Origin of the sequence: Paenibacillus sp. FSL R5-0473 (assembly GCF_038004565.1) — a bacterium.
Taxonomy (GTDB): Bacteria; Bacillota; Bacilli; order Paenibacillales; family Paenibacillaceae; genus Paenibacillus; species Paenibacillus amylolyticus.
The window spans coordinates 4,049,678-4,063,956 of record NZ_JBBORL010000001.1 but is presented as its reverse complement, the minus strand read 5'-3'; the positions used below and the strand labels follow the sequence as shown (position 1 = coordinate 4,063,956).

Here is a 14,279-nt window from a genome sequence, read left to right as displayed (position 1 = left end):
GTTCACTAAGGATAATTCGACTGACACTCCGATGACAGAATAACCTTCCGATCGCTGTTAACCCCAGATTTTTCTGATCCACTTTTCGAAAGGGAAAAACCGTCCTTCATCAGATTTGTCTGATAGAGGACGTTTTTTATTCGTTTACACAAACTATAGATTAGATATGTTTGGAAATGATTTCTTCCAGTCCTTGAGCGACAGAATGCGCCCCTCGCGCCAGATGTCTTTCATACAGATGCAGGCGGACAAAGCTCTCATCCGTACCCATGGCTTCGGAGAATATTCCACTGAGTCCACGAGCGCGGCGATCGATCTGTAATAGCAGCTCCAGCGAATCGCCCATGGGATAGAACAGTACTTCCAACTCATCTAGATGCCCACGAAACTTGTTTGTTGGTACAAATTCGAATTCCTGCACAAATGGCAGATTACCGCCCAGCTTCGGCGCATAGTCATTGGTTACTTCACGGAGCTTGAAACCAAGGATATCAATTGCATCGAGCACGGTGTTCATGTCTTTGCTAGGAACAACATGCAGTCTGTCCCGGTCTGAGGGGTCTACGGCGCTTGAGATATCGAGGCCCGTCTCTACCCATACCTCTGCACGATGCAGTGTAATAGGCAGATTTTCTGGCAGGTCAAATGAGAAGTCTTCCTCCAATTTGGCTCCAGGCTGTAATGTAAAACCTTCGGTGAGCAGATATTTGGCTATAACGGCTGTTTCTTTTAATTTACGATCATCGTGCTCCCGTATGTAATGGGTTTTGATTGAAAGATAGATTCGATCTACGTTCTGTTCCACATCTCCACCTTCAATGTACACAACCCCCGAGATGATTCCTCCAGGCGTGACCTCTGGTGTATGCAATTCCGTATTTACTTTGGCTGCTCCAACACCTACACTGGCTAACATTTTCTTGAAAAATGACATGCGCTCGACCTCCAGATTAGATGGTTTATTATATGGGATACATACGGCTTCGACCTTAATACGGAAGCTGGAAGAGAAGCGTTTCATATTTTAGCAAAGATATATCGTATATCCAAACAGGAGAATCGACGTACCCATGTCGAATGTTTAAATAAAGGGAATTTTTGTCAGGGGGAACTCTATGAGCATGGAATGGTACGATATGATTGCACAACGTAATGGGGGATACAAGGGTAGGGCTTTGTATACGCTGGAAGGTAACTCTGCTGAAGATATTTTTGAAGAGCGGTTGATTAAGCTTCTGCCTCAATATACATCCGTGCTCGATGCAGGCTGTGGACATGGGGAGTTTACGTTGAAAATGTCGGAATATACCGATCACATTATAGGGTTTGATAATTCGGAAGAGATGATAAAGATAGCCCAAAACAGTCTTCATTCAAGCACGATAACAAATGTGGAATTTGTCTGCATCAGCACAAAAGAAAAGATGCCATTTGAAGATAAGCAATTTGGTCTGATCTATGATCGCAGAGGTCCAACTTCCATTATTGAGCATGGGAGATTGCTACAAAAGGGTGGAGTTATGATTGGTATTCATACGGATATAACAAAGGTACGTGAGCGTTTGGAAAGAAATGCATTTAAGGTGATCAAGATTGAGGAATATAACGAGGCACTTATGATTTTCTCGGATGAAAAAGAGTTTGCCATCTTTCTCTCCGATATCCCCGGAAACCCGGATTATACACAGCCTGAGTACCGGGAACAGCTGGAAGTCAAGCTGAAGGAGAACCAGGTTGATGGTAGAATTGCTGTAAGAGAATGCAAGTATATTTGGCAGGCCATAAGGAGCTGAAGCGGATTGAACACAGAATTTTCAGAACAGAAATATGGTGAAATGGGTGTCAAAACCAGCTTCGAGCAGATGGCGAACGGGGAACAAAAATATAAAATGATAACAGAAGACGGCAGTTATTATTGTAGCGATACATACCATCAAGCATGGATTGAATACATCCAGTGATTGGACGGCATCCCCTGAGTTGGATAGGTTAACTCAATCTTTAACAGAGAAGGAGCTACTCCAGAAGTATGATTAATTAGACGGGAGGATCAGACAGATGCGTAAAAGTACAATATTTTGGATTACGGGAGTAACGATAATTCTCTTGGTGACTCTGCTCATATACAGCTATGTTATTCCAAGTGTGAGTGCCCAGGATGTTGTGATGGCAGGCACAATCAGGCAGATTGATACGGATGTAGTTGAGGTAGAGTTAGAGATAACGCGAAAAAGAGAAGACAAGGACCAGCATATGGTGTATCCCGTTGTCCCTGGATGGGAAGGGGTCACATTCGCTGAAGAACAAGATGATGCGTGGTACATGCCTTCGTCTGTTGGCAGCTCCTATCTTGATCAAGTCATTCTGGAAAAGTATCTGAAGGCGCAGGGGATGACCATGAAATCAGCTGATAATCTGATAGGATTTGCGATACCTGATGAGATAGGGAGCTACAAGTTGCGGTTAACGCTCAGATCTTTGGATGGAACGACTCAGCCTCTTGAGAATCCCGTGGTGTATTATGTTCACAACGAGCATTTGTTAGGGAAGGATCTGAGTTGGGTTACGAGTGAGAATCTGGAGATCAATAAGGAGTAATCAGAATGATGAATGTATATGAATCGAATGAAATCACTGTACGTTTCTTGGACACAGAAGATGAACAACATCTGGTGAAGTGGCTGTCAGACCCGGAAGTTCTTCAATACTATGAAGGGCGTGATCGGCCGCATGATCTGGAACAGGTGAGAGAGCATTTTTACAATCAGAAAGATGGTGCTACTCGTTGTATCGTTGAGTATGGAGGACATCCGATTGGATACATTCAGTTCTATGAGCTTGAGGAAGAAGAGCGAACGGAGTATGGTTATGGAGACACGGATGAGATCATCTATGGAACGGATCAGTTTATTGGTGAGGTAGAATACTGGAATAAAGGCATTGGTACACAGTTGATGCAATCCATGCTGGCTTATCTGATTAATGAAAAACAAGCCCGTAAAGTGGTTATGGACCCTCAATCCTGGAACTTAAGAGCGATATCCTGTTACGAGAAATGTGGTTTCCAAAAGATTAAGCTGTTGGAGAAACATGAGCAGCACGAAGGACAGATGCGAGACTGTTGGCTTATGGAATATGCCCTGTAGATCCTGTTTAAAGTTATTTGAATCATATAAACAAGGAGGAATAATGGATGGATGAAAGATATCCGATAGGACCATTTGTACACACGGGTGAAGTTACTTTGGCACAACGGGAGAAGTGGATTCAGGACATTGCTGAGTTGCCTGAACGCGCACGAGAAGCGGTAAAGGGATTGAGTGAAGAGCAATTAAGTCTACCGTATCGAGAAGGTGGATGGATGCTCAAACAGGTTATTCACCACATGGCAGACAGCCATATGAACAGTATGATTCGTTTCAAGTTGGCGCTGACAGAGGATACACCAACGATTCGGCCTTATTATGAAGAGCGCTGGGCTGAACTGAGTGATTCAAGAGACCTGGATGTCGAATTCTCGCTTCAGATTCTGGATGCCCTCCATCGTCGTTGGGTGTTTCTGTTAAACGCGCTGACAGATGCAGATTATGCCAAACAATTTTATCATCCTTCATCGGAAGAAACGACAAGACTGGATTACAATCTGGGCATGTATGCTTGGCACGGCAAACACCATGTTGCTCACATCACATCGCTTCGGGATAGACTGGGAATATAGTTAGAAAAAAATATCTTGTTGAGGAGAAATTATCAATGAGTGTACATATCAGACTATTAAATGAGAACGATCCTGTAATCATATCAAATGCGTTTCAGGAGCAGGGTTGGGGGAGATCCCCTGAGCAGTATCTTCATTACTTGGCTGAACAACAGAATGGGGAACGCGTAACCTTGGTAGCCGAGTTGAATGGAGAATTTGCCGGATACGTGAATGTATTGTGGAATTCCGGCTACCCGTCTTTCAGGGAACAAGGCATTCCCGAAATTAACGATTTTAATGTACTAATGAAGTTCCAGCGCCAAGGTATTGGTTCACGGTTGATGGACCGAGCAGAGGAAGTTATTCTGGAACGAACGGATGTAGCAGGCATTGGTGTAGGTGTGTTTGCCGATTATGGCAAAGCGCAAGTTCTATATGCCCATCGCGGGTACATACCAGACGGCCACGGTGTACACAAACATGATCATTACATTCAGCCGGGTGAAGAAACGATTATGGACGACGATGTTGTACTTTATCTTACGAAGAAGTTAAAAGCCACGCAATAATTTCATAATATATACAATATGAAAGATGTCATGTATATTAGTTGTAAATATCTGTTATGTGTGACTGGCGTAAACGTGGAGTGAACCACGAGGGAGCACATATATTATATGTCGTACGCCTGGGCAAAGTGTTTGATCTTTTGATCAAACACTTTATTTATTATTCAGGGAACGAAAGGACTGGTGGCGGCAATGAAAATGGCGTTTGTTTTATTTGATGGAATGACAAGCATGGATTTAGCTGGATTTTATGAAGCTGTGACTTGGCTAGCGATTCTGAAAGTAAAGGAAAACGTATCATGGACATTCTGCGCAGATAAGGAGGAAATTTCGGATGACCGTGGGCTGAAAATGAAATCCGATGCAGTATTACCTCATCTAGGGGATTTTGACCTAGTATTTTTTCCTGGTGGATTTTCAACTAGAACGCTTCGATTTGATGAGGATTTTATGCGATGGGTCCGAACAGCAGAAAATGTCACATATAAAATATCTATTTGTACCGGGGCTTTACTGTTGGGGGCAGCAGGTTTCCTGAATGGAAAAAGGGCTACTACCAACTCATCTGCTTATGATTTATTGAATCCTTATTGTGCAGAAGTAATCTCAGCGCGTGTAGTGCGTGATGGTAATACGGTAACGGGTGCGGGGGTTACGGCTTCCATTGACCTGGGACTATACTTGGTCGAAATGTTAACGTCTACGGAGATTGTCCTTCAAGTTCAACAAAAACTAGAGTATCCATATTATGAAGCTGGTAACTTAAAAGATGTCTACATGCACACTAAGGGTAGGGGATAAAAAGATGACTATTCGCCTTTTTCAAGCGATTGATCAGCCAGCGGTGCTGAAAATGATGACGGATCATGATTTTCAATTCCCTTCGTTTATACGCGATCAGTATCCTGCGCGCTGGGATTTATTTTTAAAAATGACGGATGAACGTATCAGTGCTTATTATGTCATGGTTGACGAAGCAGATGTTGTCATAGGTCATGCTGGTTATATCTTTCAGCCTACTGTTAACCGATATGAAATCGTTGGCGTTGTTACATGCAAATCACACCTTCGACAGGGAGTAGCACGTGGACTAATTACAAAAATATGTATAAAAATAGCTGAATTCGGCAGTGGTGATGTCATGCTTTACACACTTGATCATGAAGAAAATGAAGCAGCGCTCGTATTTTATGAACGAATGAATTTTCATAAAGAAGGTGTTGATATGAATTATTATACCTCGGGGTTTCATAGACTTTCACTTGTTAAAACATTATAAGGGAACTTCAAAAAACTAATTGTAGTGGAAGCATAAAAGTGTACTTCAGTTTAAGTTGCATGTACTTGCAAAGTAAGATGATAAAAAAGCTGTCCCGCATGTTATACTCTATTGGAATTTGAGGAATGATAAGCAGGATGTTGAGAGATTAGATGATCAGAGGAGTGATTGATCCATGTTTAGCAAAGTCGGCCAGATTATGTTGTATGTCAATAATCAAGATGAATCACTTGCTTTTTGGACGGAAGTTGCGGGGTTCCACATTGTGGATGAAGTAAACCTTGACGAGGGTATGAGATGGATTGAGATTGCGCCTACCCCAAATTCGCAGACGAGCATTATTCTTCATGACAAGGAGTTTGTGGAGCGGATGTCGGCGGGTGTAAATCTGGGCACACCTTCGTTAATGTTCTTCACCGAAAATCTGGATCAGTTATATGCCGACTTGGCTGGTAAACATGTAACGGTTGGAGAGATTGTCGAGATGCCAACGGGGCGTGTCTTCAACTTTGCTGATAACGAAGGGAATTACTTTGCAGTCTTGGAACGGGCGAAGTAAGTTACAACTTAAAACAGCACCATTACAAGCGATCGACATTCATGTCGGTCGTTTTTTTGTTGGAAAAGCTTCTGTTTTAGAGTAGAAAAGCACAAGAGAAATAGAGAACTACTGGGTAAAAATGTTATAATAGAGTGTGGCTGATTTAACGAAAATGCCGAGGAATGAATAGTCGAAAATGAAGGTTTGAATGGAGCAGTTAAGGAGGAATGTGGTTGTGGAAAAGACGATTAAAAGTGTACAGGATCTATATGATATGCTCGATGCGGATTTCAGATCTGCCAAGCAGTTTTGGGAACCTTTCTATGAGGATCGGAACAGACCAATCCCCTTTTTCCCAAACAAACCGGATGAGAATCTGTTAGCGCATGTGAACGCAGGTGTGTTAAGCGGCGGCAAGGCACTGGAACTGGGGTGTGGCCCGGGCAGAAATGCGTTGTATTTAACCCGCCAAGGATATCAGGTAGATGCTTATGATCTTTCGGAGACAGCTATTGCTTGGGCTAAAGAGAGGGCGGCAGAGGAGCAACTGGACGTGCATTTTGAATGTCGATCTGTGTTCGAATTGTCCCCAGAGCAAGAATATGATCTTGTCTACGACTCGGGTTGTCTGCACCATCTGTTGCCACATCAGCGCATTCCCTACATAGAGATGATCCACAATGCACTCCGGCCTGGAGGATACTTTGGAATGACTTGTTTTGCTCCTGGTTTTGGCGATATTGGTGGGCCTGAGATCGTTATGAATGATTGGCAGGTGTATCAAGAGAAGTCGATGCGCGGTGGTCTTGCGTTCACGGAGGAGAAGCTTCGCTACATGCTGGAAGATGGCTTTGAATGTGTGGAGTTCCGTGCAATGAAGTCGCTGGAGCAACATGAACCGTATTTTGGTGTACCTTTTCTCTGGGTCACGTTGTGGAGAAAGAAAAACTCGTAAGAATAGTGAAATAAACATGCATTGAAAATAGAGGAGGAGTGGTATCAGAATGGAAACAGAAACAGGAAAAAGACACTTTATCATTACAGGCACATCCAAAGGGATCGGTTTACAACTTGCAGAGTTATTATTGGCTAAGGGGGATTACGTTTACGGTATTTCACGTGGCGGTTCGGATCTGTTGGAATCAAGCGAGGAATGGAGCGGGCGTTACCGCCATGTTCAGTATGATCTTGCCGACCTGAATGGGATCGATGATTTGATTACACGCATATTGGACCAAATACCTTCTCAGGAAGCTGAATTCATTGGACTCATTAATAATGCAGCGATGCTAGAGCCTCTAAAACCTATAGATCAATGCAGTGCGGCAGAGATAAGTCAGAGTCTTAACATCAGTCTTGCAGCACCAATGATATTGAGTTCATCTTTTATTCAACAAACAAATCACCTGTCCGCCAGACGTAAAATTGTTAATCTCTCATCGGGTTCGGGAAGTTATCCCGCGCCTTCAATGGCAGTGTACTGTACATCCAAGGCAGGTATGAACATGTTCACCCAATGCGTATCTTTGGAGCAAACGGGCCAACAGAACCCTGTTGAGATTATTGCTTTTGATCCGGGGATGGTCGATACGGAATTGCAGGCTGTTGCACGAGGCAAAAGTGCAGAGGAGTTCGCTCTTGCAGGTATGTTCAATCAAGTATATGAAGCAGGACAATTAAGATCGCCACGAGACGTAGCGATGCAGTTGATCGAGCGGATGGACGAAAATAGTGATTCAAGCCATGTTATACACACTATTGAGAGCTAATATGATATACGATACTTCTTTCAGCTCGTTTTCTTACGAAGTATGGATACCTTTTGATATAAGCCTAACTTCCCTGTACACTGGAATCAGCGATCGGAAGAACGATTCGTAACGGTAAAGGTGATCCTGCAACAACGGAGTCTAATTACCTTATTCAACCTCAACCTTAGAAGATCAGAAACGTGGTGAATCTCTTGTTTAAAATTATGCTCATTGAAGACGACGAATCGTTATTCAGTGAAATCAAGGAACGTTTGTCCCAATGGTCGTATGATGTGTATGGTGTGCAGGATTTTGGAAAGGTATTGCAGGAGTACAGCGTAATTCAGCCGCAACTGGTCATTATTGATATTCAGTTACCCCAATATGACGGGTTCCATTGGTGCCGGATCATTCGTTCGCACTCCAATGTGCCGATTATCTTTTTGTCCTCACGGGATCATCCTGCGGATATGGTTATGTCCATGCATTTGGGGGCAGACGATTTTATCCAGAAGCCTTTTCATTTCGATGTATTGATTGCCAAGATCCAAGCGACTTTGCGGAGGGTGTATAACTATAATACAGAGCATATTGAACTTCGAACCTGGCGTGGTGCCACTATTGAGTATGTGAAAAATACACTGACCTGCGGGGATGAATCTGTCCTGTTAACGAAAAATGAGATGTTTATCCTTAAAGTGCTGGTGGAGCACAAAAATCAGATTGTTACCCGTGAGGACCTCATACGGAGCTTGTGGGATCATGAGCATTTCGTGAGTGACAATACGCTGACGGTTAACGTTAATCGGTTACGGAAGAAACTTGAACCCATCGGCTTGGAGCGTTACATTGAAACCAAAGTAGGTCAGGGGTACATGGCAACGGAAGAGGCAGAAGCATGATCGGAAAGTACATACGAGAAAGGGCTAGTTGGTTATGGCTACTGGTAAGCATGCAACTTATTATTTTATTGGTGGCCTACCTGGACTCGTCCATTCCATTCCAATCTGTGGTGTATATCGTAGGACTGAATGTAGTGGTATGCCTTGTTTTTATCTGGGCGAGATACCTGAAAGAGACCCGTTTCTATAAAAAATTGAGCATCTGGGATCATACCTATGATCTGGGAGAACTTGATATCGCCGAAAGTCCTTATGAGCAGCTTGTACATGAGGCCGTCAGTTCCCAGACACAGCGGTATCGTAAGGAGTCGTCACATCATTTTATCGCTCTGGAACAGGAGAAGGACGAGATGTTGTCCTGGATTCATGAGGTGAAGACCCCACTGACAGCGTTGCAACTGATGATCGAGCGCTTGCCAGATGACAAGTTACAGAGCCAAATGACATATGAATGGTTACGAATTCATCAGTTGCTGGATCAGCAGCTTCACCAGAAGCGTATTCCGTTTATGCATAATGATCTGTTCATCGAAGAGACGGAACTTGAACCGGTATTGAATAGCGAGATACGAGCACTGAAATCGTGGTGCATCTCCAAAGGCATTGGCTTTGATGTGTCTTTAATGGTATCGCGCGTGCTCACAGACAGCAAATGGTTAGGCTTCATCCTCCGGCAGTTGTTGAGCAATGCGGTGAAATATAGCGATTCATCGGACATCCTCATTGAAAGTCGGGAACAGGATGGACACATTATACTCATGATTCAGGATCACGGGCGAGGGATTGAGACTCAAGATCTGCCGCGTATATTTGATAAAGGTTTTACGTCTACCCGAGGCAGAATGGATGGAGCGGCTACCGGGATGGGGCTGTATCTGGTTCGTCAGGTGGTCCAGACGCTTCATGTGAACATTCATGTAGAATCTTCTCTTGGCGAGGGCACAACCGTCACACTTACTTTTCCGCGAAAAAACGACATGGTGCATCTTGCAGGCGTGTGACAACAATGTCACATGCTTTTTGGTTTTGTTCGGTGAATCACACGATAACACTGCACATCCCGATTATGATATAGACACGAGCATTTTGCAGAAGATCTAAGAGGAGTGAGCGGGATATGTGGATACTGGAAGCCAAAAAAATTCATAAAGTCTATGGTAATAAATTAAATAAACAGGAAGTGCTGAAGGGAATAGATCTTGGGGTAAGCAAGGGAGAGTTTGTTGGTATTATGGGGCCTTCGGGTTCGGGTAAAACAACGCTGCTTAATGTACTTTCCTCCATCGATCGGGTGAGCCAGGGCACGATTGATATTGAGGGCAAGGAATTCACCGGAATGAAGGAGAAACAGCTGGCTGAGTTCCGCAAACATCATTTGGGCTTTATTTTTCAGGAATATAATCTGCTGGATACCCTTACGGTGAAGGAAAATGTATTATTACCGCTCTCGATTACGAGCATTCCAAAGCAGGAGGCACACCAGAAGTTTGAACAGATCGCACGTGAACTGGGAATCTATGAGTTGAAAGACAAGTATCCATCTGAGATTTCAGGGGGTCAGAAGCAGCGGACTTCGGCAGCACGAGCATTTGTCCACGAGCCGAGTATCATTTTTGCGGATGAGCCGACAGGAGCGCTGGATTCCAAGTCCGCTTCGGATCTGCTCGGCAAGTTAAGTGATATGAACAGCACACGAAAAGCGACTATTATTATGGTTACCCATGATCCGGTTGCCGCAAGTTATTGCAGCAGAGTGATCTTTATTCGAGATGGTCAGATCTACACCCAGTTGAATAAAGGAGACGAGTCACGGCAATCGTTCTTCAACGATATTATCAAAACCCAGGGCGTATTGGGTGGTGTGCAGCAATGAGCTTGAATTATATTATCTTCCGCAATCTCAGAAAAAATCTGAAGAATTATTATCTCTATGTATTTGCGCTTGTGTTCAGTGTGGCCTTGTATTTTTCCTTTGTGACGTTACAGTATGATCCTTCCATGGATGAGGTGGCTGCTTCAACAAAAGGTGCGGCGGCTATAGGCGCATCTTCGGTATTATTAATCTTTATTGTCGGCATTTTTCTGTTATATGCCAATACAATTTTTATTAAGCGACGCAGCAAAGAGATTGGATTATTTCAATTGATCGGACTGACAAAAGGCAGGATTTTTGGCATTTTAAGTGCGGAGAATAGTATTCTTTATTTTGGCTCCATGGCTATTGGTGTGTTAATTGGGTTTCTTGCGTCCAAGCTGGTATTGATGATATTGTTCAAAATTCTCGGTGTGGATGCGATTACGAAACTGTACTTCTCTCCGATGGCACTGATGCAAACGGTGATTGTTTTTACGATCATGTATCTGCTCATCATGCTGATGAACTACACTTTTATCAAGAGACAGAGCATTCTCTCACTCTTTCGGGTGTCGGCCACTTCGGAGCAGCAGGTGCAGAAGATGTCTGTCGGACAGATGATTGTTGGCGTCTTGGGCATTGCTCTGATTGTGTATGGATACTTCATGTCTGCACGGCTGTTCAGCGGTGAGGCAATGGATATGCAGCAGTTGATGTATACGATGATCCTGATTCTTTTCTCGGTCATACTGGGGACATACCTGTTCTATAAGGGTTCGGTAAGTTTTATCTTTAATCTGATTCGCAAAAGTAAAAACGGATACCTATCCATTTATGAGGTGTTGTCTTTATCTTCAATCATGTTCCGCATGAAGTCCAATGCATTGCTGCTTACAATTATTACAACCGTATCGGCGCTTGCTATTGGCATGCTGTCACTCAGTTACATTTCGTATTATTCCGCAGAGGCTCAGGCGAAAGAAAGCTTGCCGGAGGATTTCTCTTTTGCTCAGGTTGATGTGAAAAATCGCTTTGTAACGGATTTGGAACACAAACAGATTCCATATGAAGAGAAGCATAGACAGCCCATTTATATTGAAATTGATGCTCATAAAGTGATGGATGAGTCCATGACGGAAAAGTACCTGTTCAGTAGTGTGTTGAGTGACAAGATGGTAGATAACATTGATCTGCAACCAGGCGAAGCGGTCTTCATGGGATACGGAAAAGCCATTCAGCAGTTGATTTCCATTCAGGAGACAGGTCCAATTGTCTTGCATGGATTGAAGCGAACGCTAGACCAACAACTGATCGGAACCACCCAAAAGGGGGTTCTTCCTGGATACTATTCTGGGGGCACGCCTGTAGCAGTAGTAGATGAAACGGTATACCAGCAGTTGCGGCAGGATCTCGATCCCGAGTTGCAAAAATCCGAGTGGGCGGATTACTATGGTGTACGTATTCTGAATGAGGGGCAGGCTGAAGAGGCATATGCCGTATATAAGGAGCTACAGTTGGAAGCACCGAGCTTCTCTCAGATTGAGTTCAGAAATAACCAACGTAATAATATGGGCTTAATTATGTTCATTGTTGGTTTCCTTGGTTTGACGTTCTTGATTACATCGGGATGTATCCTGTACTTTAAACAAATGAACGAGAGTGAAGAGGAGAAGGGGAATTATACCATTCTGCGAAAACTCGGATTTACGCAAGGCAATCTGTTGCGTGGAATTCAGATCAAGCAGTTGTTTAACTTTGGTATTCCGCTTATGGTGGGGTTGAGTCATAGTTACTTTGCCGTGAAATCAGGTTGGTTTTTCTTTGGTACGGAGCTGGCGACACCTACGGTCATTGTCATGATAGTCTATACATTGTTATATTCGATCTTTGGTCTGTTGTCTGTGTGGTACTATAAACGGGTGATTAAGGAAGCTTTGTAGAATTGGGATCACGAGTATGCTGATATAGCAAAATAGGTTGAGTAAAGGGCAGTTGTATTGTTTACAGACTGCCCTTTTTTCTTGCAGAAATAAATATAGCTTTATGAAAAAAAGGATGATTATGGAATTGAGTCGAAATGATGATAGAGTCCATGCTTCTGATCATGTATAACGGTGAAACGAGAGGAGTGGAGTAGCTTGCCTGGAGTTCTATCTGCCTCGAAGAAAGAGTTAAGTGAGACGATTCGACGCACCTATGAATTGTTTGAGGGTGAATTCAATGACATCCATAACAGCGACAAAGATAAGTGGGTTGAAGGTGTAGATAAGACGCCTGCCCAGATGATCGCGTACCAGTTAGGATGGATGAACCTGGTGATGGATTGGGAGCGAAATGAACAGTTGGGACATGAATGTCATATGCCGGCCCCAGGATATAAATGGAACCAACTAGGGTCATTAAATGAATCATTTTACGAAAAGTATTCAGGGTGTACGCTGGAGGAGCTGCGCTCTTTGTTTCGGGAGATAGAACAACAATGGCAGAACTGGATTGACTCGCTGAGCGAAGAGGAATTATTTGTACAAGGGATAAGACAGTGGACGGGGACCAAGCCCGGATGGGCTATGGTGAAGTGGATCCAGATTAATTCGGTAGCCCCTTTTAAATCTTTTCGGACCCGAATTCGTAAATGGAAAAAAGGTCAATTAGCCAACATGGATGAGGGGAGAATGGGTGTCTAATGAATCTGGCAAATAAAATCACGTTGGCTAGAATCGCGTTGATTCCATTGTTTATGATCTGTTTTCTCAATCAGCAAAGCGTGATGATTGCACTAATTATATTTGCAGTAGCGGCAGGTACGGATAAATTAGATGGATATGTGGCGAGAAAATATAATCAGATCACGAATCTGGGAAAGTTGCTTGATCCACTGGCGGATAAACTGTTGATTGCGGTAGCGCTGATCATGATGGTTCAGGAGAATATGATCAGTTCATGGATTGCTGTAATCATTATAGGACGTGAAATTGTCATTACTGCATTGCGAATGGTAGCGACAGAACAGGGCATTGCTCTTGCAGCGGATCGATATGGTAAGATCAAAATGGTGCTTCAGGTGGCAGCGATCATTGCCATTTTGTTGAATAATGTTCCGTTTAGTTTGTTGACTGATATCAGAGTGGATGTGGCATTACTATGGGTTGCAACAGGCGTTACTCTCTTATCCGGAATGAATTACATTATCGTAAATTATAAACTGTTGAGATAAAAGGAGTAATTAGGAGATGTCTAAAGGAAATATAACCCCAAGTACCGAGCAAGATTCAGAGTATGTTCGCCAGCAACTTATCGCATTTAATGCTGCACATGTGAGTGAGGAATTAAGGCATCGGTACGAAGAACTGAATTTCAATATCAAAAATGAGACTGGCGAGATTGTTGCAGGTGTGCTTAGCACACTTTGCTGGAACTGGCTGGAGGTTGATATTCTTTGGGTGGATTCTGAACAACGGCATCGGGGATATGGTTCACAGTTGTTGCTTGAAGTTGAGCGAATTGCGCGAGAGAAATCTTGTGATTCTGTCATGTTGAACACCTTCTCCTATCAAGCACCGGAATTTTACAAGAAACATGGCTACCAATTGATCACAACGATCGAGAATGCACCGACTGGACACAGTCATTATTATTTTAAAAAGGACCTCACTTAAGACAAAGCATGCGAAATAGGACAAAT

The 14,279-nt window shown here is 43.4% G+C and carries 19 protein-coding genes and 1 riboswitch; of the genes, 18 read left to right on the top strand and 1 reads right to left on the bottom strand.

The window, feature by feature from the left end; genetic code table 11:
- Positions 1 to 160: 160 nt before the first annotated feature.
- Positions 161 to 934: a sporulation protein gene (locus MKY28_RS17700; RefSeq protein ID WP_340936502.1), complete on the bottom strand. Its 774-nt coding sequence runs from the start codon at positions 932 to 934 to the stop codon at positions 161 to 163.
- A gap of 181 nt (positions 935 to 1,115) precedes the next feature.
- Here MKY28_RS17700 and MKY28_RS17695 point away from each other — a divergent pair, with 181 nt between their 5' ends.
- From MKY28_RS17695 to MKY28_RS17610, 18 genes are all read left to right on the top strand, one after another.
- Entirely contained in the window at positions 1,116 to 1,793 is a 678-nt protein-coding gene (locus MKY28_RS17695; RefSeq protein WP_340936501.1) for a class I SAM-dependent methyltransferase, read from the top strand.
- 6 nt (positions 1,794 to 1,799) lie between these two features.
- Positions 1,800 to 1,961, top strand: a complete 162-nt coding sequence (locus tag MKY28_RS17690) for a hypothetical protein (protein ID WP_340936500.1) — start codon at positions 1,800 to 1,802, stop codon at positions 1,959 to 1,961.
- A 97-nt stretch (positions 1,962 to 2,058) separates the two neighbouring features.
- Positions 2,059 to 2,598, top strand: a complete 540-nt coding sequence (locus MKY28_RS17685; RefSeq protein ID WP_340936499.1) for a hypothetical protein — start codon at positions 2,059 to 2,061, stop codon at positions 2,596 to 2,598.
- A gap of 8 nt (positions 2,599 to 2,606) precedes the next feature.
- Positions 2,607 to 3,146 (top strand): GNAT family N-acetyltransferase, encoded by a 540-nt coding sequence (locus tag MKY28_RS17680; RefSeq protein ID WP_315370630.1) that lies wholly within the window; start codon positions 2,607 to 2,609, stop codon positions 3,144 to 3,146.
- A gap of 47 nt (positions 3,147 to 3,193) precedes the next feature.
- Positions 3,194 to 3,718: a YfiT family bacillithiol transferase gene (locus tag MKY28_RS17675; protein WP_340936498.1), complete on the top strand. Its 525-nt coding sequence runs from the start codon at positions 3,194 to 3,196 to the stop codon at positions 3,716 to 3,718.
- A gap of 35 nt (positions 3,719 to 3,753) precedes the next feature.
- Positions 3,754 to 4,269 (top strand): GNAT family N-acetyltransferase, encoded by a 516-nt coding sequence (locus MKY28_RS17670; RefSeq protein WP_340936497.1) that lies wholly within the window; start codon positions 3,754 to 3,756, stop codon positions 4,267 to 4,269.
- Positions 4,270 to 4,319: 50 nt separating this feature from the next.
- A riboswitch (ZMP/ZTP riboswitch) is annotated at positions 4,320 to 4,401 on the top strand.
- A 60-nt stretch (positions 4,402 to 4,461) separates the two neighbouring features.
- Positions 4,462 to 5,070 (top strand): DJ-1/PfpI family protein, encoded by a 609-nt coding sequence (locus tag MKY28_RS17665; RefSeq protein ID WP_340936496.1) that lies wholly within the window; start codon positions 4,462 to 4,464, stop codon positions 5,068 to 5,070.
- Positions 5,071 to 5,074: 4 nt separating this feature from the next.
- Positions 5,075 to 5,548, top strand: coding sequence for a GNAT family N-acetyltransferase (locus tag MKY28_RS17660; RefSeq protein WP_340936495.1), 474 nt, complete (start codon positions 5,075 to 5,077; stop codon positions 5,546 to 5,548).
- Positions 5,549 to 5,723: 175 nt separating this feature from the next.
- Complete coding sequence (locus tag MKY28_RS17655; RefSeq protein ID WP_036610305.1) at positions 5,724 to 6,107, top strand: VOC family protein; 384 nt, start codon at positions 5,724 to 5,726, stop codon at positions 6,105 to 6,107.
- Positions 6,108 to 6,297: 190 nt separating this feature from the next.
- Complete coding sequence (locus tag MKY28_RS17650) at positions 6,298 to 7,044, top strand: class I SAM-dependent methyltransferase (RefSeq protein ID WP_445670899.1); 747 nt, start codon at positions 6,298 to 6,300, stop codon at positions 7,042 to 7,044.
- Positions 7,045 to 7,093: 49 nt separating this feature from the next.
- The gene (locus tag MKY28_RS17645; protein ID WP_100529564.1) at positions 7,094 to 7,858 is read left to right on the top strand and encodes an SDR family NAD(P)-dependent oxidoreductase; all 765 of its coding nucleotides are present in this window, start codon (positions 7,094 to 7,096) and stop codon (positions 7,856 to 7,858) included.
- A gap of 194 nt (positions 7,859 to 8,052) precedes the next feature.
- On the top strand, positions 8,053 to 8,742 hold the full coding sequence (locus MKY28_RS17640; protein ID WP_036610298.1) for a response regulator transcription factor: 690 nt from the start codon (positions 8,053 to 8,055) through the stop codon (positions 8,740 to 8,742).
- The gene (locus MKY28_RS17635; protein ID WP_340936492.1) at positions 8,739 to 9,743 is read left to right on the top strand and encodes a sensor histidine kinase; all 1,005 of its coding nucleotides are present in this window, start codon (positions 8,739 to 8,741) and stop codon (positions 9,741 to 9,743) included. Before MKY28_RS17640 ends, MKY28_RS17635 begins: the two co-directional genes overlap by 4 nt.
- Positions 9,744 to 9,859: 116 nt before the next feature.
- Positions 9,860 to 10,615, top strand: a complete 756-nt coding sequence (locus MKY28_RS17630) for an ABC transporter ATP-binding protein (RefSeq protein ID WP_127544580.1) — start codon at positions 9,860 to 9,862, stop codon at positions 10,613 to 10,615.
- The gene (locus tag MKY28_RS17625) at positions 10,612 to 12,537 is read left to right on the top strand and encodes an ABC transporter permease (protein ID WP_340936491.1); all 1,926 of its coding nucleotides are present in this window, start codon (positions 10,612 to 10,614) and stop codon (positions 12,535 to 12,537) included. Before MKY28_RS17630 ends, MKY28_RS17625 begins: the two co-directional genes overlap by 4 nt.
- 174 nt (positions 12,538 to 12,711) lie before the next feature.
- On the top strand, positions 12,712 to 13,281 hold the full coding sequence (locus tag MKY28_RS17620; protein WP_340936490.1) for a ClbS/DfsB family four-helix bundle protein: 570 nt from the start codon (positions 12,712 to 12,714) through the stop codon (positions 13,279 to 13,281).
- Positions 13,281 to 13,811, top strand: coding sequence for a CDP-diacylglycerol--glycerol-3-phosphate 3-phosphatidyltransferase (gene pgsA / locus MKY28_RS17615; protein ID WP_315373376.1), 531 nt, complete (start codon positions 13,281 to 13,283; stop codon positions 13,809 to 13,811). Before MKY28_RS17620 ends, pgsA begins: the two co-directional genes overlap by 1 nt.
- A 16-nt stretch (positions 13,812 to 13,827) precedes the next feature.
- Entirely contained in the window at positions 13,828 to 14,253 is a 426-nt protein-coding gene (locus MKY28_RS17610) for a GNAT family N-acetyltransferase (protein WP_340936489.1), read from the top strand.
- Positions 14,254 to 14,279 lie beyond the last annotated feature (26 nt).

Excerpts from the sequence above, each read along its gene's own strand:
- MKY28_RS17700 (WP_340936502.1), bottom strand. The coding sequence starts at position 934 with ATGTCATTTTTCAAGAAAATGTTAGCCAGTGTAGGTGTTGGAGCAGCC.
- MKY28_RS17655 (WP_036610305.1), top strand. The coding sequence starts at position 5,724 with ATGTTTAGCAAAGTCGGCCAGATTATGTTGTATGTCAATAATCAAGAT.
- MKY28_RS17630 (WP_127544580.1), top strand. The coding sequence starts at position 9,860 with ATGTGGATACTGGAAGCCAAAAAAATTCATAAAGTCTATGGTAATAAA.
- MKY28_RS17680 (WP_315370630.1), top strand. The coding sequence starts at position 2,607 with ATGAATGTATATGAATCGAATGAAATCACTGTACGTTTCTTGGACACA.
- MKY28_RS17695 (WP_340936501.1), top strand. The coding sequence starts at position 1,116 with ATGAGCATGGAATGGTACGATATGATTGCACAACGTAATGGGGGATAC.
- MKY28_RS17675 (WP_340936498.1), top strand. The coding sequence starts at position 3,194 with ATGGATGAAAGATATCCGATAGGACCATTTGTACACACGGGTGAAGTT.
- MKY28_RS17665 (WP_340936496.1), top strand. The coding sequence starts at position 4,462 with ATGAAAATGGCGTTTGTTTTATTTGATGGAATGACAAGCATGGATTTA.
- MKY28_RS17645 (WP_100529564.1), top strand. The coding sequence starts at position 7,094 with ATGGAAACAGAAACAGGAAAAAGACACTTTATCATTACAGGCACATCC.
- MKY28_RS17685 (WP_340936499.1), top strand. The coding sequence starts at position 2,059 with ATGCGTAAAAGTACAATATTTTGGATTACGGGAGTAACGATAATTCTC.
- MKY28_RS17610 (WP_340936489.1), top strand. The coding sequence starts at position 13,828 with ATGTCTAAAGGAAATATAACCCCAAGTACCGAGCAAGATTCAGAGTAT.
- MKY28_RS17635 (WP_340936492.1), top strand. The coding sequence starts at position 8,739 with ATGATCGGAAAGTACATACGAGAAAGGGCTAGTTGGTTATGGCTACTG.
- pgsA (WP_315373376.1), top strand. The coding sequence starts at position 13,281 with ATGAATCTGGCAAATAAAATCACGTTGGCTAGAATCGCGTTGATTCCA.
- MKY28_RS17670 (WP_340936497.1), top strand. The coding sequence starts at position 3,754 with ATGAGTGTACATATCAGACTATTAAATGAGAACGATCCTGTAATCATA.
- MKY28_RS17660 (WP_340936495.1), top strand. The coding sequence starts at position 5,075 with ATGACTATTCGCCTTTTTCAAGCGATTGATCAGCCAGCGGTGCTGAAA.
- MKY28_RS17650 (WP_445670899.1), top strand. The coding sequence starts at position 6,298 with ATGGAGCAGTTAAGGAGGAATGTGGTTGTGGAAAAGACGATTAAAAGT.
- MKY28_RS17625 (WP_340936491.1), top strand. The coding sequence starts at position 10,612 with ATGAGCTTGAATTATATTATCTTCCGCAATCTCAGAAAAAATCTGAAG.